The sequence below is a fragment of the Peribacillus sp. NPDC097198 genome, assembly GCF_044762055.1.
Taxonomy (GTDB): domain Bacteria; phylum Bacillota; class Bacilli; order Bacillales; family DSM-1321; genus Peribacillus.
Map to the genome: position 1 here is coordinate 33,188 of NZ_JBIWDO010000005.1, position 23,055 is coordinate 56,242.

The window sequence follows — 23,055 nt, forward strand, 5'->3', positions numbered from 1 at the left end:
TTTTATTGACAAGGTGTTAAAAAAGCAAATGAAGTGAGGGGTAATATGTCGGAACCAATCAATAAAAAGGTATTATTAACCGTGTTGATTTTAGGGTGTTTTTTATCCACTTTAAATCAAACCCTTTTAAACGTTGCACTAAGTAACTTAATGGAGGTATTTTCTGTATCTGCTACAACCGTGCAGTGGATATCCACTGGGTTTATGTTGGTGAATGGGGTGTTAATCCCGATTACGGCCTATTTAATGAAACGTTTTTCTACACGCCAATTATTTATAAGTTCGATGCTGTTTTTATTAATTGGCTCTATTTTGTGCGCGGTAGCACCGAATTTCGCTATTTTACTGATGGGACGTATGATTCAGGCCATTGGGGCAGGAATTATTATGCCATTGCTAATGAGCGTCGTCATGTTTATTTTCCCTCCAGAAAAAAGGGGAAGCATGATGGGGTTGATGGGACTGGCGATCATATTCGCTCCAGCCATTGCACCGACATTGGCCGGTTTCGTTATTGAATATTATTCATGGCGCTGGTTATTCATCGGGATCATTCCATTTGTCGTGATCGTCATATTATTAGCGGTGAAATATTTAATCAATGTTTCGGAAACGGAAAAAGTGAAGTTGGATGTAGCAAGTGTTATTTTATCAACCATCGGATTTGGTCTTATTCTATATGGCTTCAGTAATGCCGGGAGCCATGGGTGGGATGATAAGGTTGTCATAATGACCATACTTGTAGGGATCGTGACGATAGCGATTTTCTGTATGAGACAAATAAAATCATCTGATCCGTTCCTTAACTTATCGGTTTTTAAGAATAAAGTATTTACGCTAACTTCCATCATTAACATCTTCGTTACGATGATGATGTATGCGGATATGATCCTATTGCCGATCTATTTACAAAATGGTCGAGGATTCACTGCATTTGACGCCGGTTTATTATTATTGCCGGGTGCTATCATCAACGCCTTGATGTCTCCGGTCACGGGGAAATTGTTTGACCGCTTAGGCGCGAAACCGGTATTCATCATCGGGTTGATTTTCATCATTCCGTCCATGTGGGTGGTTACAGATTTAACCGAATCGACGACCTTCGTCTTTTTGATGGTGCGGACCATTTTCCTTCGCATAGGATTGAGCTTTATTACGATGCCATTAAACACGGCTGGTTTGAATGCCTTACCGAAAACACTAGTGACACATGGTACAGCCGTGAATAATACGGTTCGCCAAATTGCAGGGGCAATTGGAACGGCTATTGTCGTTACCGTGTTTACGGCACAAACGACAAAGCATGCGGACACATTGTTGGGGGATACACCAAATGCTACAGGTGAATCCATCCGCGCACTAGCTTCGATCTTGGGTTCGAGTGATGCCTATTATTTCATGACCATCCTAGCGATTATCGCGTTCGTGTTAACCCTGTTTGTTCCGTCTAAAGCAAAGATTAAACAACCATCATAATTGGTCAGCCAGTACTTTCGGGTACTGGCTTTTTTCTATCCTTATGTATCTCATTCTGCCCCAGTATTCTACGGGTAGTGATTAGAAGACTATTAATACTATCATCGTGACGGCCATAGATTATAGGAATCCATGGCAACGGGGTGATGGCGATGACAGAGGAAGCAAATGGAGGGAAAGGGAAACTGATTGTATGGGACACAACGGAATACCAGCACAGAACAGATGAAGAATACGATTATTTGTTGGAGATCTCCGATTATAAGGTGAAGGTGACTTTGAAGTTCGCTAAGAGTGAGGCGAGGAACGAGGTGGCGAGAAAAGGGCTTAAAGCGTTTTTTAGGGGGATATGGTTTTGAGGCACCGTTTTAATGAGGGTTTTATTTTAACCGAATGAAACAGGGAAAAAGGGGTGTGCAAATGAAACGGGTTTGGTGCCTGTATCGAGTATCCACCATGAAGCAGATGGCTACGGATGATGATATTCCCATTCAAAAAAACGCATGCCAAGAATTCGTGAAAAATAGGCCGGATTGGCGCATCACTCAGGAATTAATAGAAAAAGGGGTTTCGGGCTGGTCGAAGAAAGCGGACGAAAGGGATGCCCTGAATACGATTAAACAAGGGGCCCTGGACAAGGAATTGGATGTTCTTTTGGTGTTCATGTTTGACCGATTAGGGAGGCGGGAGGATGAAACGCCTTTAATCGTCAATTTCCTGAATCAGAATGCCGTAGAGGTCTGGTCCACGCAAGAAGGAAAGCGGAACACGGAAACACATATCGACAAGCTGTTGAACTATATCAGTTTCTGGCAATCCGACGGGGAAAGCCAGAAAACTTCTATGAGGGTACGGGAAGCTAAAAAGCAGCTAAGTGAGCAAGGCTATTTTCAAGGTGGGGCCGCCCCGATTGGTTATAGAATCCTTGAAACAGACCGGGTGCATTGGAAGAACAAAGACAGACACCTGAAAGAGTTGGCGGTGGATGAGGAAGAGTCCGCCATGATAAAGCTGGTTTTCCGTTTATACGTGGACCGACACATGGGGTATCGAAAAATTGTTGATTACTTGAACAACAAAGGCTATCGAAATAGGGACGGGAACATATATGGGGTAAGTACCATTCAGCGCATCTTGGCCAACCCGATTTATATCGGGAACAAACGCTATAAAGGCTTTAATGGGGAAGACGGAAATACACAGCCATATAATGAGAAGTTACGAATTATTCCGGATGAAGTATTCAAGGAAGCGGAGCGGATCAGGAGTGCAAGGAGCAGTAAATTAAACCGGCAAGACAAGGAAGGCATCCCGTTGGCAGGGAAGCTGATGCTTTCGGGGTTGGCCTATTGCCAGTATTGTGGGGCAAAGTTGAGTGGCAACTACTTGTACCGCAAAAGTAAGGGGAAGGAGGATCACTCCGCCAAAGTTATGTATCGCTATAGGTGCCCGCTTAATAAAGGCAGGATGAATGGCGAACATGTAAGCAGTACGTGGGAAGGCAGAAAATACGATGCCATCGTGATGAAAAGGGTGAAGGCCGTTCTGTCTCAACTGGATATAGGCTCCTACTTCGCTCTCTCCTCTCACAAGGCATCACATCTAGCCCAGCTTGAGCGGAACCTAAAGCAGCTGGAGAAGGAACATCAGGTTCTGACGAAGCAATTGGCTAAGCTACATGGTGAAATCATCAAATCATTGGGGGGAGATAGTGCATTTACCCCGGACCAACTGTCGGGTGCCATGGGAAGTGTAGAGAAAAAGATAGCTGAAAGTACGGCACGTATGACAGGATTGAAAGCAAATATCGAAAAGGAAGCCTCATCAAGGCATGTCGATCTAGCTGACCAGTGGGAGGTCGAATTCGAGCAGGCGGACAATGATTTGAAAAAGGCTATGCTTTCCAGGGTTGTGGATAAAGTGGTTTTTGGAAAAAATGAAGTCCAGATTACGTTCAATTTAGCTCTTCGGGAATGTTTACATGAAAATACGGAGGAACTTCCTGATAGCGAGGCGCCTTGAAGTATGCATTTTGTTACTGGATGCGAATGCGGTCGCGATGTTCGCAAAATCAATATTCTGAATGAGCGTCAGATCTTTTTGCGGGTCGATATTGTGTTTTTTCAAGACAAATTCCCCCGCCATTTGCGGCATTCCGCCTTTACGCTGTCCGAGGAAGGTGGAGTCTTTCAACATATCCCATTCAAAATTTTCAATCTTTTCACGTGAAACAAGGAAGGTCCCATCCGTTTGCGTTAGCTGGGCAAAGTTAATGACCGGGTCACTGGACCCTTGCGCCTGGACATAGATGGATGTTTCCGATCCGACGAGTGCAATGTCCGCACCATCAGACAGTAGAGTGGTCATCGTCTTATCGCCGCCAGCAGTCGTTTTTAAATCGATTTTTAGGCCTTCTTCTTCAAAAAAACCTTTTTCAATCGCGACATATTGCGGCGTATAGAAAAGCGAGCGTGTCACTTCGGCCACACGGACCTTCGTCGTTTCTTCTTTCTTTGAACCACATGCCCCAAGGGGAATGACTAGCATGCATACAAGTAAAAATAGGACACCCGCTTTACACCATTTCTTCAATTTACCTTCCTCCTTGATATATAGGAATTTTGCCTATCTTATCGTATGAACGAGTGGGAAAATGGTGAATGCCTAACAGGGGATAAAATCGATTGAATGTTTTACAATAAGGGAAACAGAAAGGGGGAGCGGAACATGGAGAACGGAAGGATGATTTCAAAGCAACGGTTCCCTTCACCACATCCTGGCATTCACCTTTTTTTAGTCACATACATGTCTCAAGGTTTGAAGGTAAAGGGATTACTGGCTGAGCCGGTGGATGGGGACATTCACGATGCTTTCCTTTATTTACGGGGTGGCATTAAAAACGTCGGCAAGGTAAGGCCTGGACGTATCATCCAGTATGCGGCAGAAGGGTTCATCGTCTTTGCCCCGTTTTATAGGGGCAACCAAGGCGGCGAGGGGGACGAGGATTTTGCCGGAGAAGATCGGTTCGATGCGATAGCAGGCTTTAACCTGTTGGAGCAGCATCCACGGGTGAATAAGGAGCATATTCATATCCTCGGCTTTTCCCGGGGTGGCATCATGGCACTATGGACGGCGATCCATTGTCAGACGGCTGCGTCCCTTGTCACATGGGGTGGAGTGTCGGATATGTTCATGACGTATGTCGAACGAGTCGATATGCGGCGGATGATGAAGAGGGTCATCGGTGGTAGTCCTAAGAAATGCCCGGAGCAATATGAATACAGGACGCCGTTGTTTGCCATCGAGGAATTGAATGTTCCGGTTCTGATCATTCATGGGGAAAGGGATGATAATGTATCGGTGGAACACGCCTATCGACTGGAAAAAAGGTTGAAGGCCCACGATAAGCCTGTCGAAAGTTGGTATTTCCCACAATTCACGCATTTTTTCCCGCCTGCGGTCAATCGAAAAGTGGTCGAAGATTTAACAACTTGGATGAAAAGTAAAACCGAATAATGGTAGAATGAAGTATATTGACCAGAGGAGGAGATATACATGGGCATGCCTATGGAACTCAACACCATGATCGTGACAAAGGGAAACGAAATTCGTGAAGAAGAAAATGTGTTCAGCCTGACGAAAGCCGGGTACCGAATATATCCAATCGACATCCCGATTGATGTCCGTAAAACGATTCAATCCGATTCAAGTGGAACGGCCGTCATCCGCAAAGTCGAATGGATGAATGAAAAAACCAACATTACATATCAATTGATCTCACTGAATTCAACGAATTGAATACATGAAGCGCATGCGAATCTAGCATGCGCTTTTTTATGTGGTAGAGAACGGACGGAATTCGACCGAACTATCCAGCATTCCGCCATTGGTGGCACATAATTCGACGTTCGTGCGATTAATTCGACATTCACGCGGATAATTCAACATTCACAGCGTGCAGACCGGTCGTGGGCCGTTGATTCGCCCACGTTATAAGATCAAACCGAAATTTTATGAAGAATTGTTTGATATTTATAAAAAATCCGGGACACCGGAGTATAATGGATGAGATATTGCTGTTGAAAGAAGGAATGTAGATGGAGGATATTAATCTTTATACGTTGCTGTTTTTGGTGATAGCGGGTTTCATCGCTGCGTTCATTGATTCTGTTGTGGGCGGGGGCGGTCTTATTTCCATACCTGCTTTATTGTTTACGGGAATTTCACCATCTGCGGCTTTAGCGACGAATAAGTTTTCGAGCTCGATGGGTTCCTTGACGAGTACGATTTCATTTATTCGGGCAGGGAAAGTGAACTTCAAATTTGTCATCAAGTTTTTGCCGCTGACCATAATCGGGTCGATATTGGGGGCCTATGTCGTTCACTTTGTTTCGCCTGACATATTGAAGCCGTTGATTCTGTTGATATTAGTGATTGTCGCGATTTACACGATCGTCAAAAAGGATTGGGGTAAAGAAACCTTGTATAAGGGATTGACCCGGAATAAGCTCATCCTGATGTTAGTGGTCATTTTTGCAATTGGTTTTTACGATGGTTTTCTTGGACCAGGGACGGGTTCTTTTTTATTGTTTGCCTTTTTGATCATAGGATTTGATTTTGTTCAAGCGGCTGGCAATGCCAAGATTTTGAACTTTGGCAGTAATATTGCAGCACTCGTTGTTTTCCTATCGATGGGCACGGTCAATTTTGCTTACGGAATTCCGATGGGAATCGCCATGGTGGCCGGGGCTTTAGTCGGGACGAACTTCGCGATTAAAAAGGGATCTTCCTATGTTAGGCTATTATTCATTTGCGTCACCGTCTTATTGATCGGCAAGAATATCTTAAACTATTTCCATGTGATTTAAATGCAAGTATACATACCAGTGGCCGTGGAATGATCTGCGGCTGCTTTTCCCTGTTTACAGAATGGAATTTCTGTGTGATAATTGCCTGACGAACGTTCGTTAGGATAATGAGCGTACCAGTGCGGGTAAAATATTGGTTGATGAAGGGTGAAGGTAATGAAAAGTGAAGAAATTAAAAAAGCGGCACTCAAACATTTTGCGGTTAACGGATATGAGGGCACGTCGCTTTCTCAAATAGCTGATGATGTGGGAATTAAAAAACAATCGATTTATTCTCATTTTAAAGGAAAGGATGATTTATTTTTAGCCGTCCTTACAGATGCCAAGGAGATGGAGCTATCCTTCTATGAGGCGTATTTTAAGCAAAAACAAGATCCGGAAAGGATGCTATATGGATTCTTGGATGAGATGAGAAGGATGTTTCAGGAAAATGAGAATTTAAAGTTCTGGCTCAGGATGGAGTTCTTTCCGCCTACCCATTTGTATAAAGAGGTGCAGCAGGAAGCGGCGGATCTCGAGAATCAACAGGAAGCACTGTTAGAAAAGTTATTCGATTCATGGATAGCAGAAGGGGCGATTCGTTCGGGAAATGCCCGGACGCTAACATTGGCCTACACAGGTGTGATCGTGGCCATCTTGGTCGAACTTGTATACTCCGATGACCCTAAGCGGTTGGAAGATAAATTTGACGCATTATGGACCGTATTTTGGAGCGGAATTTCCAAGTAAGGTTAAGCAATAGGAGATGGGAACATGGCAATGAGAGAACAACAACAGAAAAGTCTTCTGGAAATAGAATCGACAGGAAAGATCTTCTTACGCTATTTGATTCCTTCCATGATCGGAATGATCTTGATGGCATTGAACTTTGTCGTCGATGGCGTCATGGTCGGTAACAAACTTGGGTCCGTTGCCCTTGCAGGGGTAAATATTGCTGGGCCCATTTATACCATTTTTGTCGCCATGTCGATCTGGATTGGTGTCGGCGGTGCAACGCTATACTCCCAAAGCATGGGAGCGAAGGATTATGTGCGTTCCCGCTTCATTTTTACGCATTCCATCGTTCTAATTACAGGCTTCACCATCGTCATTGGTTTGATTGCCTATATGTTTCACAATCAGCTCGTTTTCGCATTAGGGGCAAATGAAGCGACCGCTCCCTTTGCGACGGATTATATGAACGTTTTCTTGATGCTCGGTTTTGTTTTCACCTTAGAAAATGCCTTGAGTATTTTTATCCGGAATAATGGAAATCCGACACTGGCCATGACGGCATTGATCGTGACGGCTGTTTCGAATTTCGTATTGAACTATATCATTTTGTATGTGTTCGATTTAGGGGTGCGTGAAATCGCGTTTGGGACAATCACCGCGTCGGCGCTTGGAATCGTCGTGCTTTCCGCCCATTTCTTCACGAAGAAAAATACCCTTCGTCTGGTCAAGTTCCGTTTTGATAAGCGGCTTTTCCTTTTGACCATGTCCATCGGTTTTCCCAGCTTTTTATCTGAACTCGGTGTATCCGTCTTTACGATTGCGCATAACAATGTGTTTTCCCGGTTGGCGGGAACGGACGGATTGTCCGCCTTTTCCATCGTCAATTATGCCCACAGTGTGATGCTATTGATGTTTCTTGGCATCGGGTCGGCCATCCAACCGCTCGTTAGCTATTACCATGGAGCAAAAGATGAGAAGCGAAAACGCGAGACGGTTCGCATCGCCATTTTTACGGCCATCGGTGCGGGGGTATTCATTACCTTACTCGGACAAGTGACGGCACCGTATATAGTTGCTTTATTCGGGGACTTTTCACAAGACGTGAAGGAACTTGCGACAATCGGCATTCGGATTTTCTTTGGCGGGTATATTCTGATGGGGGTCAACTTCGTCATGATGACCTATTTTCAATCGGTCGGGCAAGTCAAGATGGCAGCCTGGATCACGATTGGCCGGGAATTTCTCTTCATGCTCATATTCCTGGTAACCCTTCCTTTCCTATTCGGAACCAATGCGGCATGGCTGTCGATTCCTTTATCAGAAGTAGTCATTTTCTGTACCATCCTGCTTTATTTGAAAAGAGAAGGTACGTTTTTTGGTAAAAGAGGTCATGGAATTTAGAGATCACCTATTCGGTGGTCTTTTTTTGTTTTTTAAAATTTCTGAAAAAATATTGACAGAATGATCCACCCTGTTATATATTATTAATACAATAAATAATTTGTTATATAACAGAGGAGGAAAAGTAAAATGAATATGTATACTAAAGCGTATGAAACCTATTTAATGATTTGCGAAAGATATGGAATCGAGTCGATTAACTTTCACCATTTCATCAAACATTTAACCGAGGATCAGTTAGACGAATACAGCAAATTAGCCATTTAAATTGAAAAGGACGTGTTCTTGTAGATGGATCTAGCCGATGTGGAAGCCCTATAGAAACCCCACCCGTTACGAATAGTAGAGGTGGGGTTTTGTTATGTCTAAAAAGAAAAAGAGATATGGATAAGACGAGGAAACCTAATGACTCTTTAACGAGCATTAGGTTTTTTTTTCCTTGAAGTGACAAAATATTATGTAGAATATGGTAAAATGGATATAGGACTTTATACTCTTATATGATGGTCAAAGAAGATAGAAAACCGACTTGGGGGATGCTATATGAAATTAACTGTATCAAAAAAATTATGGGGTAGTTTTTTATCTTTACTTGTATTTTTATTGGCCATTGGAACTGTATATTTGTTGATTATCGATGATCTTAATAAACAATATACGTTTTTATTGGATAATCGCGTGAAAAAGACTCAACTTGTGGATGACCTGATCATCAATCAGCAAGATTACTCCAACGATATTCGGGGATATATGATCTATGGAGATGCCAAGTATTTAGAAGGCCGGTCCGAGAAGTATGATAGGTTTGAAGGTGCCTATAAAGAGTTAGAAAAGACGATGGAAAAGAAAGAAGATCGGGTTTTACTGGAAGAGGCATATAAAGCAAAACAGAAGTATACAGAACTTTCAGAACAAATAATCAATAATGTCCAGAAAGAGAAAACACAGGAAGCTTTGGTCATTGCGAAAGAGACCAGTGTACTAGAAGAAATAATCATCGAAAAAGCCATACAGTTAAGTGACAACCAGAAGGTTTATATGCAAGAGAAAAGGAAAGAGATTGATGCTTTGGTGAAGGATATGCTGAGCTTCATCACGTTGGTCATCATCGGAGGCTTCATACTTAGTATCGTAATGCCGACTGTCCTGAGTCGCAGCATTACCCGCCCGGTCCGCAAGCTCACTGCGGCTATTGGTGAGGTTGCTGGAGGGAATCTCCAGGTGGAAAGCATACAGGTCAGGAACAAGGATGAGATTGGGGAAATGGCCGGTGCATTCAACAAAATGGTTAATGAACTGAAGTCGATAGTCTCGAGTATGAGGGATTCTTCGAGCCAGTTAGCCGTTCAAGCGGAGCAAATGTCGGCCAGTTCCGAGGAAAGCCTTGCCTCTTCGGAGATGGTTGCTAAAACGGCAGAGGATAATATGCAAGGAACGAATCAGCAGGTGGTCATTATTGAAAATTCGGTGGATTCCATGAATGAAATGGCTGCAGCCGTCGGGAGAGTTACGGAAAGCAATGTCGACATGCTTCAATCTGCTGAAACGGTGAATTCGCTAGTTCGTGAGGGATCATCCAGCATGAATGCGGTGACAAAGGAAATGAATCATATCAATTCCACCATTCAGGACTCGGCGAAAATCATGGAAATGATGACGAGCCATTCAAGTGATATTCAAAGAGTGACAGCCTTGATTACGGACATTTCCGACCAAACCAATTTACTGGCATTGAATGCCGCGATCGAGGCTGCCCGTGCCGGGGATCATGGAAAGGGTTTTGCGGTCGTGGCAGATGAAGTCCGGAAACTGGCTGAGCAATCGAAATTGTCCGCTTCAGAGATTGCAAACATGGTCAGCATGATTCAAGATGCGACCAAAAAAGGGGTGGAATCCATCAAGATGGGAACCAAGAAAGCCGAAGATGGACTCATTGCATCGGAGAATTCCTTGCAGGTGTTCGACCAGATCAAAGTGGCAGTCGGTGAAGTGGGAAAACGGATAGAGTCGGCATCCAATGCTATCGAAGACATTCAAGCCATGACCGAAGAGGTGGCAGCAGGGGCCACTTCCGTAAAGGAAATTGCGGTGAGCGCTGCTGAACGGGCACATGATACAAGTGCAGCCACAGAAGAGCAGCTAGCGGCGAATGAACAGATTACGACAGGCGCCCAATCACTAGCAATCCTGGCCGAAAACCTACAGAAGGAAGTAAGCCATTTCAAGATTTAGGAACACGATGAAGAGCCCGAACGATGAACACCACTCCCACGGTGTTTTAGTCGTTCGGGTTTTTTCTGTTGCAATGCGGCTTGTCACATGAAATAGGAGGAAGGGGATGGGGATAGCCAAGGGGTGTGCGCGTAGAAAGCTAATGTGGGGAAGAGGAGGATATCCAGGGACTATGCATTCTTGCTTTGATGATAAAGAAAAGGACCAAGCGATTTTCGCTTGGTCCTTTTTCCTATCTTTATTATGCAATCGGCCCGCCAAGTTCTTCGATTTCGTTTGGTACGCTACCGAATTTCTTAAAGTTTGCACGGAATTGAGCGGCAAGGTCTTTTGCTGATTTTGTGTATGCAGCAGGGTCTGCCCATGTTTTGATTGGTTGAAGCACTTCATCAGGAACACCAGGAACATGAACCGGAATGTTCAAGCCGAAGATATCATCTTGAACGGTTTCAATGTTGGCTAATTCACCTTCAAGTGCTGCTTGGATCATGGCACGAGTATAAGCAAGCTTCATACGGCTTCCAGTTCCATAAGCTCCGCCAGTCCATCCTGTGTTAACCAGGTATACTTTTGCGTCATGCTCGTCGATTTTTTCTCCAAGCATTTCAGCATAGCGTGTAGCAGGAAGTGGTAGGAAAGGTGAACCGAAGCATGTAGAGAATGTTGCTTCAGGAGACGTCACGCCTCTTTCTGTACCTGCCAATTTGCTTGTGTATCCGCTCAAGAAGTGGAACATGGCTTGTTCTTTAGAAAGTTTGCTGATTGGAGGCAGTACGCCAGAAGCATCAGCCGTTAAGAAAATGATTGTATTCGGGTGTCCCGCAATACTTGGATTCACGATGTTATCGATCGCTTGCATTTGGTATGCAGCACGGGTGTTTTCCGTTAATGAGCTGTCATCGTAATCCGCCACGCGTGTTTCGGGATCTACCACGACATTTTCCAATACGGCGCCGAAACGGATGGCGTCGAAGATCTGTGGTTCTTTTTCACGTGAAAGGTTGATGGTTTTTGCATAGCATCCGCCTTCGATGTTGAATACACCGTTAGAAGACCAGCCGTGTTCGTCATCACCGATCAGTTTACGGTTCGTGTCGGCAGATAAAGTCGTTTTACCAGTACCGGACAATCCGAAGAATAAAGCGACATCGCCTTCACGACCTACGTTTGCCGAACAATGCATTGGAAGGATTTCTTCTTCCGGAAGTAGGTAGTTCATGATTGAGAAAATCGATTTCTTCATTTCACCTGCGTATTCAGTTCCACCGATTAGGATAGTACGGCGTTCGAATGATACCATGATGAACGTTTCGGATTGCGTTCCATCAACTGCTGGATCCGCTTTGAAATTAGGTGCGGAAAGGATGGTGAATTCTGCTTCGTGCCCTCTTAGTTCTTCCTCATTCGGACGGATGAACAATGTATGAGCGAAAAGGTTGTGCCAAGCATATTCATTAACCACTCGGATAGGAAGGCGTGATGATTCGTCTGCTCCAGCAAAACCTTTGAAGACAAAGACTTCTTCTTTTGTCTTTAAGTAGTCCACAACTTTACTATATAGTTTATTGAATACTTCCTCGGAAATGGGTTGGTTCACTGGGCCCCAGTCAATTTTGTCCTTTACAGAAGCTTCTTCCACAATATATTTATCTTTAGGTGAACGGCCCGTGTATTTGCCCGTTTCAGCTTTTACTGCGCCGGTTGAAGTTAAAACGCCTTCATTTCTGCTTAATACTTTTTCAACTAATTGAGGAACTGAGAGTTGAGTTTGCACATTATTTCCTGCTAATAATTGGTGTAACTCATTAACGTCAACAGAATTCATATATGAGATACCTTCCTTTGTTTAAGTTTTTATAATACAATTAGTATAACACATTGGATTAAATAGTCTATACTATTTAACTTTTTTTGTGAATGAAAATGGAATAGTCACATTAATCAATTATCTCACTTCGAGTGTAACCTTATGTATAGTGCGGGCATATACTTGCAGTGAGTCATCCTGGATGGATGTTTTTGAATCTGGTTGAATCGGGAGACGATCTGGATGAAGTGAATCTAGGATGTGAAAAACGATTGCTGCCACAAGTCTTTGTGAAGTCCCGTTTTAGGATTAGTGTACCTTTTCATTTATAATAGGAAGAAAAGAAGTGAACAACCATTTATGTATCTGAAAAAGGGATGAATATGGGGGTCGGATGGTATGTTCATTTTGTCCGATTTATCCATTGTAAGTCAATGGTCTTATCTTCTTAGTTTACACTCTTTAAGGATACTATTTATAGTCCGGCTGTGCCAGATAAAAAGTTTTTTTATTTTTCATTGGGGAAAAATGTTCTTTTTAGAAAAACATTGACAAATTCCGACTAAATACGATAGTATCTTAAATTGTACGGATTCTCTTATCCCGAGTTGGTGGAGGGACAGGCCCTTTGAAACCCAGCAACCTGCCATATTGAACTTGACTCCAAGGTCAATCGCCGAAAATAAAGCGATGAACCTTCAAGGAATAGTGGTGATGGTGCTAACCTGAGCAAGGTAAAAAACCCTTGAACGATAAGAGTGAAAGGATAGATGATAGAATTTTTAAACCTTTCCTCATTTGCCAGGGAAGGTTTTTGTGTTTTTATTCATTAATTCTGTGTCTATGATTGAAACTAATAAGGGAAACGAGTTCCGTAAAAGATCAGGCTCATGCCTACAACATACTAACTTCCAAGGAGGAAATAAGATGTCAAAGAAACGTCTATTTACTTCTGAATCTGTGACAGAAGGCCATCCGGATAAAATTTGTGATCAGATTTCAGATTCCATTTTAGATGCAATCCTAGCTAAGGATGCAAATGCGCGCGTTGCGTGTGAAACAAGTGTAACGACAGGTCTTGTACTTGTTGCTGGAGAAATTACAACATCGGCTTACGTGGATATCTCACGCATTGTCCGCGATACGATTGCAGGTATCGGGTACACTCGTGCGAAATATGGTTTCGATGCCGAGACTTGTGCCGTGCTAAGCTCGATCGATGAGCAGTCTGCTGATATTGCAGCGGGTGTTGATAAAGCATTGGAAGCACGTGAAGGTACGATGTCCGATGAGGAAATCGATGCTATCGGTGCAGGGGACCAAGGTCTTATGTTCGGATTCGCGTGCAATGAAACGGAAGAGCTTATGCCACTTCCCATTTCATTGGCTCATAAGCTATCATTCCGTCTTTCTCAAGTTCGTAAAGATGGCACGCTAAGTTATTTACGTCCTGATGGAAAAACGCAAGTAACGGTTGAATATGATGAAAATAACCTACCTGTACGTGTAGACACAATCGTCATCTCCACACAACATGATCCTGAAGTGACACTTGAACAAATTCAAGCCGACTTAAAAGAACATGTGATTAATGCGGTCGTACCGGCTGACTTAATCAATGAAGATACAAAATACTTCATCAACCCGACTGGCCGTTTTGTAATCGGCGGACCTCAAGGGGATGCTGGTCTTACTGGCCGTAAAATCATCGTTGATACGTACGGCGGATACGCTCGTCACGGCGGCGGTGCTTTCTCTGGTAAAGATGCAACAAAAGTGGACCGTTCTGCTGCATATGCCGCTCGTTACGTTGCGAAGAACATCGTAGCTGCTGGCCTGGCTGACAAAGCGGAAGTGCAATTGGCCTACGCAATCGGCGTGGCTAAGCCTGTATCCATCTCAATCGATACATTTGGAACGGGAACAGTAAGTGAAGAGGTGCTAGTGGAATTGGTAGAGGCGAATTTCGACCTACGTCCAGCTGGTATCATCAAGATGCTTGACCTACGTCGCCCAATCTACAAGCAAACAGCTGCATATGGTCACTTCGGCCGTACAGATGTTGATTTGCCTTGGGAGCGTACGGATAAAGCAGAAGCTTTAAAAACACAAGCTAAAGCGTAAATCATATGAGAAAAGGTGCCTTGCTTTAATGCAAGGCACCTTTTTTGATGGGCAAAAATAGGATTAAATATGGCTTCCTAGGGAATAATTCAAGGAATCCTATTTTTAGCTAAGCGTTTTTTTGTAATCATACGATTGGTGTTACTTTATTCGGTCAGCCTGTTTATAGAGTTGTCCTTTTTCAGCATATTCCCGGACAATGCGATCCATATCCTGGCGATCTTCCTCATTAATTTCACGAACGACTTTGGCCGGCCTTCCAAAGGCTAAGGTGTTCGGCGGGATAACCTTTCCTTGGGGGACAAGGCTCCCTGCACCGATGAAGGCACCTTCACCGATTTCCGCTCCATCAAGGATGATCGAACCCATGCCGATGAGGGCTCTCTTTCGAATTTTGCAGCTATGTAGAATGACTTGGTGGCCAATGGTCACTTCATCTTCGATTATCAGTGGGTTATTGGGACTTTGATGAAGTACGCTGTTATCTTGCACGCTTACTCTTTTCCCGATGATGGTGGGTGCCACATCGCCGCGAATGACGGTATTGAACCAGATCGTTGATTCATCACCGATTTTGACATCGCCTGTCACGACGGCATTTTTAGCAAGATAGGCGCTTTCGGAAATTTCTGGTTCCATGCCTTTGAATGGATAAATAATCAATTTTCATCATTTCCTTTCCGAAGTGGATAATTTTGCTGTATTATTTTAATATACCGTATCAAAATAGCCTTGGCTACTATTTGATTGAGCACAATTAATTAGGTTTCGTTTTTGTCGAAAACCGAAAATGTGGTTATAATTTACCATATAGATTATTTTTCATTCTGCATGGAACGTTTACAACTAGAGAAAAGTGAAAGGGGGATTTCGAATGTGGAAATGGGAGACGGACGGAGATGCAAAAGGCGTCATCGTCATTATTCATGGGGCAATGGAGCATCATGGCCGTTACAAGTGGTTAACACAAATGTGGCTTTCAGCCGGATACCATGTCGTCATGGGCGACCTACCCGGGCAGGGAATGACGACACGCGCCTTCCGGGGGCATATCGATTCCTTTGACGAATATTTAGAAGAAGTAAAAAGCTGGATTGAAGATGCATACGATTATTCCCTTCCTGTCTTTTTATTAGGACATAGCATGGGTGGGTTGATTGCGATCCGCCTGCTTCAGGAGGAAGAATGGGACATCGCGGGGGTCATTTTATCATCGCCATGCCTCGGCCTGATGACGCATCCTCCCAAATACTTAACCGCCATTTCACACGGCATGAATATCGTGATGCCAAAATTCCGGGTAGATTCAGGGTTAACTCCCCAAATGGCGACGAGGAATTCGGAAATCCGTGAATCGGATACGAACGATACATTGTACATTACCAGAGTTTCCGTTCGCTGGTATCGGGAGCTTGTACAGGCAATGAAGGATGCTTTTGAAGAGATTCCAGAGTTTCAGGACGTGCCTTTACTGATGATGCAGGGCGGAGATGACAAGGTCGTCAACAAAAAGGCGGTCCGGGAGTGGTTCAACTATAACTTGGCCAGCGAAAAGCAATACAAGGAATGGCCGAAACTATATCATGAAATTTTCAATGAACCGGAGCGGGATGACGTATTTCAATATGCACTGAGTTTCGTTGAAAACCGGTTGAAGATATTGGGCTATGTCGTTTAAATAAGAAAAAAGCTGCTGAGAAACTTCAGCAGCTTTTTGTTTTGGAGGAACTTGTCAAAGACATGTTCGAACGGCTTCAATTCTTCCATCGTGTTCTATCTTCGGTCAATGCAGTCAGGCTAGTGACGAATTGGCCAAATGATTCACTTGTATCTCGTTTGATTTTCTCAGTCAATAAATCTGCCCTGCCAGTAACGAAGTCGATAATTGTTCCATGTTTCTACACCCACTTATCCATTTTTTCCTCATTATAATGGGTAAAAGTTTAAAAGTTCGAAAAAATCGGTCGAAATTACAAAAACACCACCGTTTATTGAACGGTGGTGGGAGTTCTACCTTTTTTCTATCGCAATGAGGAACGGAGGAGAATGAACTTGGTTGATGAAGTCGTATTTCAGGACATGGGCTTTTTGTTGAGACAGGTTCTGTACATAGTGCATCAACGCATCCCGTTCCGTTTCTCCTCCTGGATGGCCGTGATAGATGACGAGGACGATGATGCCCTCTGGCGCCATCATGTCGAACAGTTTTTCAAGAGAAGCGATTGTCGTATCGGCTTGCGTGATGATCGATTTATCGCCTCCAGGTAGATAGCCAAGGTTGTAGATGGCCCCGGTGATCTTTCCCGCATGTTCCCCGGTGATATACGTATCAAGCTGTTCATGTCCATCGTGGACAAGGGTGCAACGCTTTTGTAAATGTTCCGTTTCCAATTTATTCGCGGTAGTGTGAATGGCTTGCTCTTGAATGTCAAAACTATAGACATGACCGGTTTCGCCGACCAATTGGGCGAGAAAGACGGTATCATGGCCGTTGCCCATCGTTCCATCAACGGTGATGTCCCCTTGTTGAACGGCTCTCTCAAGAAGTAGCTTCGCAAAATCCAAAACGCGATTCAGCTTCATGGTGATGGGACCTCCTCTGATTGATAATGTTTTCCCTGCCAGCTATTGCGGCGTTTCAGTTCGGCATCGATGGCGTTCAGGACATCCCATTTATTGACGCTCCACATCGGCCCGATCATCAAGTCTATGGGGCCATCGCCGGTAATGCGGTGGACGATCATTTCTGGGGGAATGACTTCCAACTGATCGCATACGAGATTTACATAATCGTCCCGTTCAAGAAATTCAAGCATCCCTTTTTCATATTGCTTGACCATCGGCGTTCCTTTCAAAAGGTGAAGCAGGTGGATCTTGATTCCCTGGACATCCAGTTTAGCGACTTCACGTGCGGTCTCCATCATCATTGCATAATCTTCGTTAGGCAAGCCATTGATGATGTGGGTACAGACTCGGATCCCGTGTTTACGCAGTTTATCGACGCCTTCCTTGTAGCAAGCATAGTCGTGGGCCCGGTTGATCAAGTTCCCCGTTTCATCATGGACCGTCTGCAGGCCAAGCTCGACCCAAAGATAGGTACGTTGATTCAGTTCGGCTAGATAGTCGACTACATCATCAGGCAGGCAGTCCGGGCGTGTCGCGATGGAAAGCCCGACCACTCCATCCTGAGTGAGGACGCTTTCGTACTTTTCACGAAGCTCTGCGACAGGGGCGTGCGTGTTCGTGAACGCTTGGAAATAGGCCATATACTTGCCGTCTTTCCATTTGTGGTGCATTTTTTCACTGACTTTCTTAAATTGGACATCAAGCGGTTCGACGCGATCGCCTGCAAAATCCCCCGATCCTGCGGCACTGCAGAAGGTGCAGCCGCCATGTGCGACTGTGCCATCACGGTTCGGACAGTCGAAACCGCCGTCAAGCGCAACTTTGAAAACTTTATGGCCAAAGTGATGGCGTAAATGGTAATTCCAAGTATGATATCGTTTGTTATCCGTTGCATATATAAACGGGTTTGCTTGATCCATATCAGCAACCTCCTACGTGTAATAAAGCGCAACCTATATTATACAACATTCCGGAGAATAGGTCTTTTTCTTAAAAAAGAAGCGTATAATGTATCTTGAAGGTTAATTTTAGATAGTTAAACAGGTGTGTTCGTTTATCTAAATTGAGTCGGGAGCTGATGAATATGACCGTTCAAGTAGAAGAAGTCATAAATCAAATGAAAAAGAAATTAGCAGAAAATAACCAGGTGCTAGAAGTCAATGATGATGGGACTGTGTTCAATGCAACGTGTACCTTCAATTCTCCTGCCTCGGACGAACAAATCCTCGCTTTTGAGGAAAAGACCGGTTTGCTGCTGCCAGATGAATATAAAGCATTTTTGAAGATAACGAATGGGTGCCGCCTGTTCGATCATGTTGAATCCGGGGGCGAAAATGATTTATACAGCCTTGAGGATATCATAAATTACACGTATGAAGAAGATTATGAAGGCTGTTATAAGGTGGCCTGCATTTATCAAGATAATATTGTGATCCATGGAAATGACGTGGCCAAAGGCAAGCAGGATTATATCATGGTAAAAGGTCATATCGATGATTTCGATGAAAGCAAGCCGCTTCATATGGGTTTCGCGGAGTGGCTGGAGCAGTTCATTTCCCATCAAGGGGTAAAGTTCTGGGATAAGTGAAAAAAAATGATAATCCTCCCGTTCTTAGTTCAAACTAATTGTGATGATGTAATGTCATCCAAACGAACGTGAAGGAGAGGGTTTGAAATGGCAACTAGACAATCCGTTGGTCAGTTATTGGAGCAATGCGAAGGGGCTCTCCGATTTGCAGATTATGAATATAACGAAGCATCAAGGCTGGGCCATTACAGTGATGAGGAATTCCAGAAGTCACAGCTTTATATCGAAGAGGCTTTGACAAATTTGGACAAAATGTATGGAAGTGCGGATGCCCAGCAACGGGATATGCTTCAAAGGATGCAACAGCAATTGAATGATATAAAGAATGATATGATTTTATTGCGTCATTAAAGGTGTATGTGGGGGCTATGGAAGCATAGCTCCCTTTTCCAATGTGCACGATTTTGAATGGTGATGCATATATAATGAAAAACCTGGAGATAATGTTGGTGACCGGCTATTGCAATTATCGGTAAAATTGACTAGAATGAAATAAAATCAAATATTCTTATAAAGACTATGAAGAGAAGTAGTAGCAATTAGAACCAGTTTAGAGAGTTGACGGATGGTGCAAGTCAACCTGGATTGATTGTGAACTCGTCTTGGAGTCACAGGTGTGAAGCGATAGTAATGCCTGGCGTCCAATCCACGTTACGGAACTTTTAAGCTGGGCGATTGTTTGTTGTCGCCAATGTGGGTGGTACCGCGGGAAGATATACATAATCCTCTCGTCCCAATTTGGGATGAGGGGTTTTTTATTGTTTTTTTATACGGAAAATAGGAGGAAGTCTAATGAGTTTTGAACATAGAAGCATAGAAACGAAATGGCAGCAATATTGGGAAGCGAACAAAACGTTTAAAACGGGAGAAGATAGCGGCAAACGTAAATTCTACGCGCTGGATATGTTCCCCTATCCATCTGGAGCGGGTCTTCACGTTGGACATCCGGAAGGATACACGGCGAGTGATATTCTGGCACGGATGAAACGGGCACAAGGGTACAATGTGCTCCATCCAATTGGCTGGGATGCATTCGGTCTTCCAGCAGAGCAGTACGCAATCGATACCGGGAATGACCCGGCTGAATTCACGGAACACAACATCAACACGTTCCGTCGCCAAATCAAGGCGCTTGGTTTCTCTTATGACTGGGATCGTGAAATCAATACGACGGACCCGGAATATTATAAATGGACACAATGGATTTTCTTGAAATTATACGAAAAAGGCCTTGCCTATATCGATGAAGTCGCTGTGAACTGGTGCCCGGCACTTGGTACGGTTTTAGCGAATGAAGAAGTAATCGATGGGAAAAGTGAACGTGGCGGACATCCGGTCGAACGCCGTCCAATGAAGCAGTGGATGTTGCGCATCACAGCTTATGCCGACCGTCTGATCGACGATTTGGATGATGTGGATTGGCCAGAAAACATCAAGGATATGCAACGTAACTGGATCGGCCGTTCTGAAGGGGCTGAAGTCACGTTCACGATCGATGGATTCGATGAATCATTCACGGTGTTCACGACGCGTCCGGATACATTATTCGGTGCAAGCTATGCGGTTCTTGCTCCAGAGCATCCTTTCGTGGATAAGATCACGACATCTGAACAACGTGCTGCCGTTGACGCTTATTTAGACGAAGTGAAACATAAAAGTGACCTGGAAAGAACGGACCTTGCAAAAGATAAATCAGGCGTGTTCACGGGTGCTTATGCAATCAATCCGGTCAATGGCGAAAAGATGCCGATCTGGATTGCTGATTATGTATTGATCAGCTATGGAACGGGTGCAATCATGGCGGTTCCTGCTCATGATGAACGTGATTATGAATTCGCAGTCAAATTCGACTTGCCAATCAAAGAAGTCGTAGCTGGTGGAGATGTGACGAAAGAAGCCTATACGGGCGACGGACTTCATGTGAACTCCGGATTCCTGGATGGAATGAATAAAGAAGAAGGCATCACGGCCATGATTAAATGGTTGGAAGAAAAAGCGATCGGTACGAAAAAAATCACGTACCGCCTTCGCGACTGGTTGTTCAGCCGCCAACGTTACTGGGGTGAGCCAATTCCAATCATCCATTGGGAAGATGGCACCATGTCAGCACTTAAGGAAGAAGAGCTTCCATTACTTCTACCTAAGGCAACGGACATCAAGCCTTCAGGAACGGGTGAATCACCACTTGCGAACATCACGGATTGGGTGAATGTAGTTGACGAAAACGGACGTAAAGGCCGTCGTGAGACGAATACCATGCCACAATGGGCAGGTAGTAGCTGGTACTTCCTTCGTTATATCGATCCGGACAATACGGAAGCTCTTGCCGATCCGGAAAAATTGAAAGAATGGATGCCGGTCGACATTTATATCGGTGGTGCCGAGCATGCCGTGCTTCACTTATTGTACGCGCGCTTCTGGCATAAATTCTTGTATGACATCGGTGTCGTACCAACGAAAGAACCGTTCCAAAACTTATTCAACCAAGGGATGATCCTTGGCGAGAACAATGAAAAAATGAGTAAATCAAAAGGGAATGTCGTGAACCCTGATGACATCGTGGAAAGCCATGGTGCGGATACGCTTCGCATGTACGAAATGTTCATGGGGCCATTGGATGCATCCATTGCCTGGTCGACAAACGGATTGGACGGTTCACGCCGATTCCTGGATCGCGTCTGGCGCTTACTTGTCAATGAAGACGGTACGATGACCGATAAATTGGTCGAAACGGATGACAGTGGCAAGCTTGAAAAAGTGTATCACCAAACTGTCAAAAAAGTGACCGAGAACTATGAAGAATTGAAATTCAATACGGCGATTTCACAGCTGATGGTATTCATCAACGATGCCTACAAAGCGGAAGCACTTCCGAAAGAATATATCGAAGGCTTCGTGAAATTGCTAGCACCGGCTGCACCACATATCTCAGAAGAACTTTGGTCTAAGCTGGGTCATTCTGAAAGTATCGCTTACGGAACATGGCCTGCGTTCGACGAAGCGAAGCTCGTCGATAACGAAGTGGAGATCGTCATTCAAATCAACGGAAAAGTCAAAGCCAAACTTATGGTGCCGACTGATACGACGAAAGAAAAACTCGAAGAAATCGCGATGGGCGAAGACGCCATCAAAGAACAGATCGATGGCAAAACGATCCGTAAAGTCATTGCCGTACCTGGCAAATTAGTCAACATCGTCGCAAACTAACAATCAAAAGAGCTGCCCCGCATATTGGCCGGGGCAGCTCTTTTTTTGTGTTGCCCTGGAAAGGGACATTCGTCGATTTATAAATATTAGGACCATATTGTGATATGTATTTTTATGGTAATATGTAATGAAAAACCAAGGAGCAACCATAACCATGGAAAACGGTCATGACGTGGAGTTAAAACATTTTTCGAATGAATATTTGGACGTATTACATTCCTTTGAACTTCCTGAAGAACAAGGGCAGTTCACAGCATTACCAAGCAAGATTTTAGAGGTGAAAGAAGGACAACATCGTATTGTTATTTTATGTGAGGATGAGCCTGTAGGCTTCTTTCTATTACATTCAACGGAACGAGTTAAGGCGTACTCGGATAATCCGAAAGCGATGCTCTTAACTGCATTATCTGTTAACCATGCAAAGCAAGGAAAAGGTTATGCTAAACAAGCGATGCTCTTACTAAGTGATTTTGTTAAAACTGAATTTCCTTACTGTGATGAAATCGTTTTAGTTGTTAATCATAAAAATGTTCCTGCTCAGCGACTGTATGCAAAAGTAGGTTTTACTGATACAGGTAAGAGAAAAATCGGTCCGATTGGCGAACAGTTTGTCATGCATTTATCGGTGAAGAATACGTAACTCTTCTAACTTTCGAGAGCTAACCTGTAATAGAGAGATAGAATGAATCGGTCAATAATCGAGCGTTTTAATTGAATCGGAAAAAAAGGGATCTTCGCTGAAGATTCTTTTTTTTTTGCTAATGATGGTTGATTATGTACCTAAGAATAAGGCTTCCCAAAACGCAGATGAAGAAAGTGGAAGAAGCAAGATTCGAGATTCGGACACATGTGGGGGATATGGGCGGAATCCTAAGTGAATAGGGAAGAAATAGTAGGAAAACCCTGTTCTTATAAAAAGCAGAATAGCTAGATTCAAAGATACGTATTAGTGCAAAATGCCTGTTTATTCCTTGGAGTCTACCATTCTCAAGTTATTGCCAAAAAAATGGTTG

21 protein-coding genes, 1 pseudogene, 1 riboswitch and 1 other annotated feature are annotated in these 23,055 nt (G+C 43.9%); of the genes and pseudogenes, 17 read left to right on the top strand and 5 right to left on the bottom strand.

All coding sequences use genetic code 11. From position 1 onward, the window contains the following. Positions 1-45 precede the first annotated feature (45 nt). From ACIQXQ_RS10155 to ACIQXQ_RS10165, 3 genes are all read left to right on the top strand, one after another. Positions 46-1,476 (top strand): DHA2 family efflux MFS transporter permease subunit, encoded by a 1,431-nt coding sequence (locus ACIQXQ_RS10155; protein ID WP_402957025.1) that lies wholly within the window; start codon positions 46-48, stop codon positions 1,474-1,476. A 152-nt stretch (positions 1,477-1,628) separates the two neighbouring features. Beyond that, positions 1,629-1,835 (top strand): hypothetical protein, encoded by a 207-nt coding sequence (locus ACIQXQ_RS10160; RefSeq protein ID WP_402875142.1) that lies wholly within the window; start codon positions 1,629-1,631, stop codon positions 1,833-1,835. A gap of 61 nt (positions 1,836-1,896) precedes the next feature. Beyond that, the gene (locus tag ACIQXQ_RS10165; RefSeq protein ID WP_402957027.1) at positions 1,897-3,498 is read left to right on the top strand and encodes a recombinase family protein; all 1,602 of its coding nucleotides are present in this window, start codon (positions 1,897-1,899) and stop codon (positions 3,496-3,498) included. 18 nt (positions 3,499-3,516) lie between these two features. Here the strand turns inward: ACIQXQ_RS10165 and ACIQXQ_RS10170 are convergent. Beyond that, a pseudogene (locus ACIQXQ_RS10170) lies at positions 3,517-4,023 on the bottom strand (ABC transporter substrate-binding protein); the annotation flags it as partial. A 180-nt stretch (positions 4,024-4,203) separates the two neighbouring features. Here ACIQXQ_RS10170 and ACIQXQ_RS10175 point away from each other — a divergent pair. From ACIQXQ_RS10175 to ACIQXQ_RS10205, 7 genes are all read left to right on the top strand, one after another. Beyond that, positions 4,204-4,992 (top strand): alpha/beta hydrolase family protein, encoded by a 789-nt coding sequence (locus ACIQXQ_RS10175; RefSeq protein WP_402957029.1) that lies wholly within the window; start codon positions 4,204-4,206, stop codon positions 4,990-4,992. Positions 4,993-5,031: 39 nt separating this feature from the next. Then, on the top strand, positions 5,032-5,274 hold the full coding sequence (locus ACIQXQ_RS10180) for a DUF2584 domain-containing protein (protein ID WP_402875134.1): 243 nt from the start codon (positions 5,032-5,034) through the stop codon (positions 5,272-5,274). A gap of 299 nt (positions 5,275-5,573) precedes the next feature. Then, positions 5,574-6,344: a TSUP family transporter gene (locus tag ACIQXQ_RS10185; RefSeq protein WP_402875132.1), complete on the top strand. Its 771-nt coding sequence runs from the start codon at positions 5,574-5,576 to the stop codon at positions 6,342-6,344. Positions 6,345-6,500: 156 nt separating this feature from the next. Continuing rightward, the gene (locus ACIQXQ_RS10190; RefSeq protein ID WP_402957031.1) at positions 6,501-7,073 is read left to right on the top strand and encodes a TetR/AcrR family transcriptional regulator; all 573 of its coding nucleotides are present in this window, start codon (positions 6,501-6,503) and stop codon (positions 7,071-7,073) included. A gap of 24 nt (positions 7,074-7,097) precedes the next feature. Beyond that, the gene (locus ACIQXQ_RS10195; RefSeq protein WP_402957033.1) at positions 7,098-8,459 is read left to right on the top strand and encodes an MATE family efflux transporter; all 1,362 of its coding nucleotides are present in this window, start codon (positions 7,098-7,100) and stop codon (positions 8,457-8,459) included. 129 nt (positions 8,460-8,588) lie between these two features. Beyond that, positions 8,589-8,726 (top strand): hypothetical protein, encoded by a 138-nt coding sequence (locus ACIQXQ_RS10200; protein WP_402957035.1) that lies wholly within the window; start codon positions 8,589-8,591, stop codon positions 8,724-8,726. A gap of 276 nt (positions 8,727-9,002) precedes the next feature. Beyond that, positions 9,003-10,691, top strand: coding sequence for a methyl-accepting chemotaxis protein (locus tag ACIQXQ_RS10205; protein ID WP_402957037.1), 1,689 nt, complete (start codon positions 9,003-9,005; stop codon positions 10,689-10,691). Between the two features lie 241 nt (positions 10,692-10,932). Here ACIQXQ_RS10205 and pckA read toward each other — a convergent pair whose 3' ends face one another. Further along, complete coding sequence (pckA, locus tag ACIQXQ_RS10210; protein ID WP_402875118.1) at positions 10,933-12,516, bottom strand: phosphoenolpyruvate carboxykinase (ATP); 1,584 nt, start codon at positions 12,514-12,516, stop codon at positions 10,933-10,935. 577 nt (positions 12,517-13,093) lie between these two features. Further along, positions 13,094-13,257: riboswitch (SAM riboswitch) on the top strand. Between the two features lie 168 nt (positions 13,258-13,425). Here pckA and metK point away from each other — a divergent pair. Continuing rightward, positions 13,426-14,622 carry a methionine adenosyltransferase gene (metK, locus tag ACIQXQ_RS10215; protein WP_402875116.1) on the top strand — a complete coding sequence of 399 codons (1,197 nt, stop codon included), beginning with the start codon at positions 13,426-13,428 and terminating at the stop codon, positions 14,620-14,622. A 141-nt stretch (positions 14,623-14,763) separates the two neighbouring features. On the opposite strand, the gene ACIQXQ_RS10220 is transcribed toward metK, so the two are convergent. Beyond that, positions 14,764-15,282 (bottom strand): gamma carbonic anhydrase, encoded by a 519-nt coding sequence (locus tag ACIQXQ_RS10220; protein WP_402957661.1) that lies wholly within the window; start codon positions 15,280-15,282, stop codon positions 14,764-14,766. 214 nt (positions 15,283-15,496) lie between these two features. Here ACIQXQ_RS10220 and ACIQXQ_RS10225 point away from each other — a divergent pair, with 214 nt between their 5' ends. After that, the gene (locus ACIQXQ_RS10225) at positions 15,497-16,300 is read left to right on the top strand and encodes an alpha/beta hydrolase (protein ID WP_402957039.1); all 804 of its coding nucleotides are present in this window, start codon (positions 15,497-15,499) and stop codon (positions 16,298-16,300) included. Between the two features lie 41 nt (positions 16,301-16,341). Beyond that, positions 16,342-16,554, top strand: coding sequence for a hypothetical protein (locus tag ACIQXQ_RS10230; protein ID WP_402957041.1), 213 nt, complete (start codon positions 16,342-16,344; stop codon positions 16,552-16,554). A 78-nt stretch (positions 16,555-16,632) separates the two neighbouring features. On the opposite strand, the gene mnmM is transcribed toward ACIQXQ_RS10230, so the two are convergent. Beyond that, complete coding sequence (gene mnmM, locus ACIQXQ_RS10235) at positions 16,633-17,205, bottom strand: tRNA 5-(aminomethyl)-2-thiouridylate-methyltransferase MnmM (RefSeq protein WP_402957043.1); 573 nt, start codon at positions 17,203-17,205, stop codon at positions 16,633-16,635. After that, positions 17,202-18,167: a tRNA modification radical SAM protein MnmL/YtqA gene (gene mnmL, locus ACIQXQ_RS10240; RefSeq protein WP_402957045.1), complete on the bottom strand. Its 966-nt coding sequence runs from the start codon at positions 18,165-18,167 to the stop codon at positions 17,202-17,204. Before mnmL ends, mnmM begins: the two co-directional genes overlap by 4 nt. A 164-nt stretch (positions 18,168-18,331) precedes the next feature. Between mnmL and ACIQXQ_RS10245 the strand changes: the two genes are divergently transcribed. The 4 genes from ACIQXQ_RS10245 (at position 18,332) to ACIQXQ_RS10260 (ending at position 22,682) form a co-directional block, all read left to right on the top strand. Further along, positions 18,332-18,835, top strand: a complete 504-nt coding sequence (locus ACIQXQ_RS10245) for an SMI1/KNR4 family protein (protein ID WP_402875102.1) — start codon at positions 18,332-18,334, stop codon at positions 18,833-18,835. An 87-nt stretch (positions 18,836-18,922) separates the two neighbouring features. Further along, positions 18,923-19,186: a DUF2524 family protein gene (locus ACIQXQ_RS10250; protein WP_402875099.1), complete on the top strand. Its 264-nt coding sequence runs from the start codon at positions 18,923-18,925 to the stop codon at positions 19,184-19,186. A gap of 159 nt (positions 19,187-19,345) precedes the next feature. Then, positions 19,346-19,574 (top strand) — a binding site (T-box leader). Between the two features lie 53 nt (positions 19,575-19,627). Further along, positions 19,628-22,042: a leucine--tRNA ligase gene (gene leuS / locus ACIQXQ_RS10255; RefSeq protein WP_402957047.1), complete on the top strand. Its 2,415-nt coding sequence runs from the start codon at positions 19,628-19,630 to the stop codon at positions 22,040-22,042. Between the two features lie 154 nt (positions 22,043-22,196). Continuing rightward, entirely contained in the window at positions 22,197-22,682 is a 486-nt protein-coding gene (locus ACIQXQ_RS10260; protein WP_402957050.1) for a GNAT family N-acetyltransferase, read from the top strand. Positions 22,683-23,055: the final 373 nt, after the last annotated feature.

What these genes read in the sequence shown, in the direction of transcription:
- ACIQXQ_RS10155 (WP_402957025.1), top strand. Translation starts at nt 46, where the DNA reads ATGTCGGAACCAATCAATAAAAAGGTATTATTAACCGTGTTGATTTTA.
- ACIQXQ_RS10160 (WP_402875142.1), top strand. Translation starts at nt 1,629, where the DNA reads ATGACAGAGGAAGCAAATGGAGGGAAAGGGAAACTGATTGTATGGGAC.
- ACIQXQ_RS10165 (WP_402957027.1), top strand. Translation starts at nt 1,897, where the DNA reads ATGAAACGGGTTTGGTGCCTGTATCGAGTATCCACCATGAAGCAGATG.
- ACIQXQ_RS10175 (WP_402957029.1), top strand. Translation starts at nt 4,204, where the DNA reads ATGGAGAACGGAAGGATGATTTCAAAGCAACGGTTCCCTTCACCACAT.
- ACIQXQ_RS10180 (WP_402875134.1), top strand. Translation starts at nt 5,032, where the DNA reads ATGGGCATGCCTATGGAACTCAACACCATGATCGTGACAAAGGGAAAC.
- ACIQXQ_RS10185 (WP_402875132.1), top strand. Translation starts at nt 5,574, where the DNA reads ATGGAGGATATTAATCTTTATACGTTGCTGTTTTTGGTGATAGCGGGT.
- ACIQXQ_RS10190 (WP_402957031.1), top strand. Translation starts at nt 6,501, where the DNA reads ATGAAAAGTGAAGAAATTAAAAAAGCGGCACTCAAACATTTTGCGGTT.
- ACIQXQ_RS10195 (WP_402957033.1), top strand. Translation starts at nt 7,098, where the DNA reads ATGGCAATGAGAGAACAACAACAGAAAAGTCTTCTGGAAATAGAATCG.
- ACIQXQ_RS10200 (WP_402957035.1), top strand. Translation starts at nt 8,589, where the DNA reads ATGAATATGTATACTAAAGCGTATGAAACCTATTTAATGATTTGCGAA.
- ACIQXQ_RS10205 (WP_402957037.1), top strand. Translation starts at nt 9,003, where the DNA reads ATGAAATTAACTGTATCAAAAAAATTATGGGGTAGTTTTTTATCTTTA.
- pckA (WP_402875118.1), bottom strand. Translation starts at nt 12,516, where the DNA reads ATGAATTCTGTTGACGTTAATGAGTTACACCAATTATTAGCAGGAAAT.
- metK (WP_402875116.1), top strand. Translation starts at nt 13,426, where the DNA reads ATGTCAAAGAAACGTCTATTTACTTCTGAATCTGTGACAGAAGGCCAT.
- ACIQXQ_RS10225 (WP_402957039.1), top strand. Translation starts at nt 15,497, where the DNA reads ATGTGGAAATGGGAGACGGACGGAGATGCAAAAGGCGTCATCGTCATT.
- mnmM (WP_402957043.1), bottom strand. Translation starts at nt 17,205, where the DNA reads ATGAAGCTGAATCGCGTTTTGGATTTTGCGAAGCTACTTCTTGAGAGA.
- mnmL (WP_402957045.1), bottom strand. Translation starts at nt 18,167, where the DNA reads ATGGATCAAGCAAACCCGTTTATATATGCAACGGATAACAAACGATAT.
- ACIQXQ_RS10245 (WP_402875102.1), top strand. Translation starts at nt 18,332, where the DNA reads ATGACCGTTCAAGTAGAAGAAGTCATAAATCAAATGAAAAAGAAATTA.
- ACIQXQ_RS10250 (WP_402875099.1), top strand. Translation starts at nt 18,923, where the DNA reads ATGGCAACTAGACAATCCGTTGGTCAGTTATTGGAGCAATGCGAAGGG.
- leuS (WP_402957047.1), top strand. Translation starts at nt 19,628, where the DNA reads ATGAGTTTTGAACATAGAAGCATAGAAACGAAATGGCAGCAATATTGG.
- ACIQXQ_RS10260 (WP_402957050.1), top strand. Translation starts at nt 22,197, where the DNA reads ATGGAAAACGGTCATGACGTGGAGTTAAAACATTTTTCGAATGAATAT.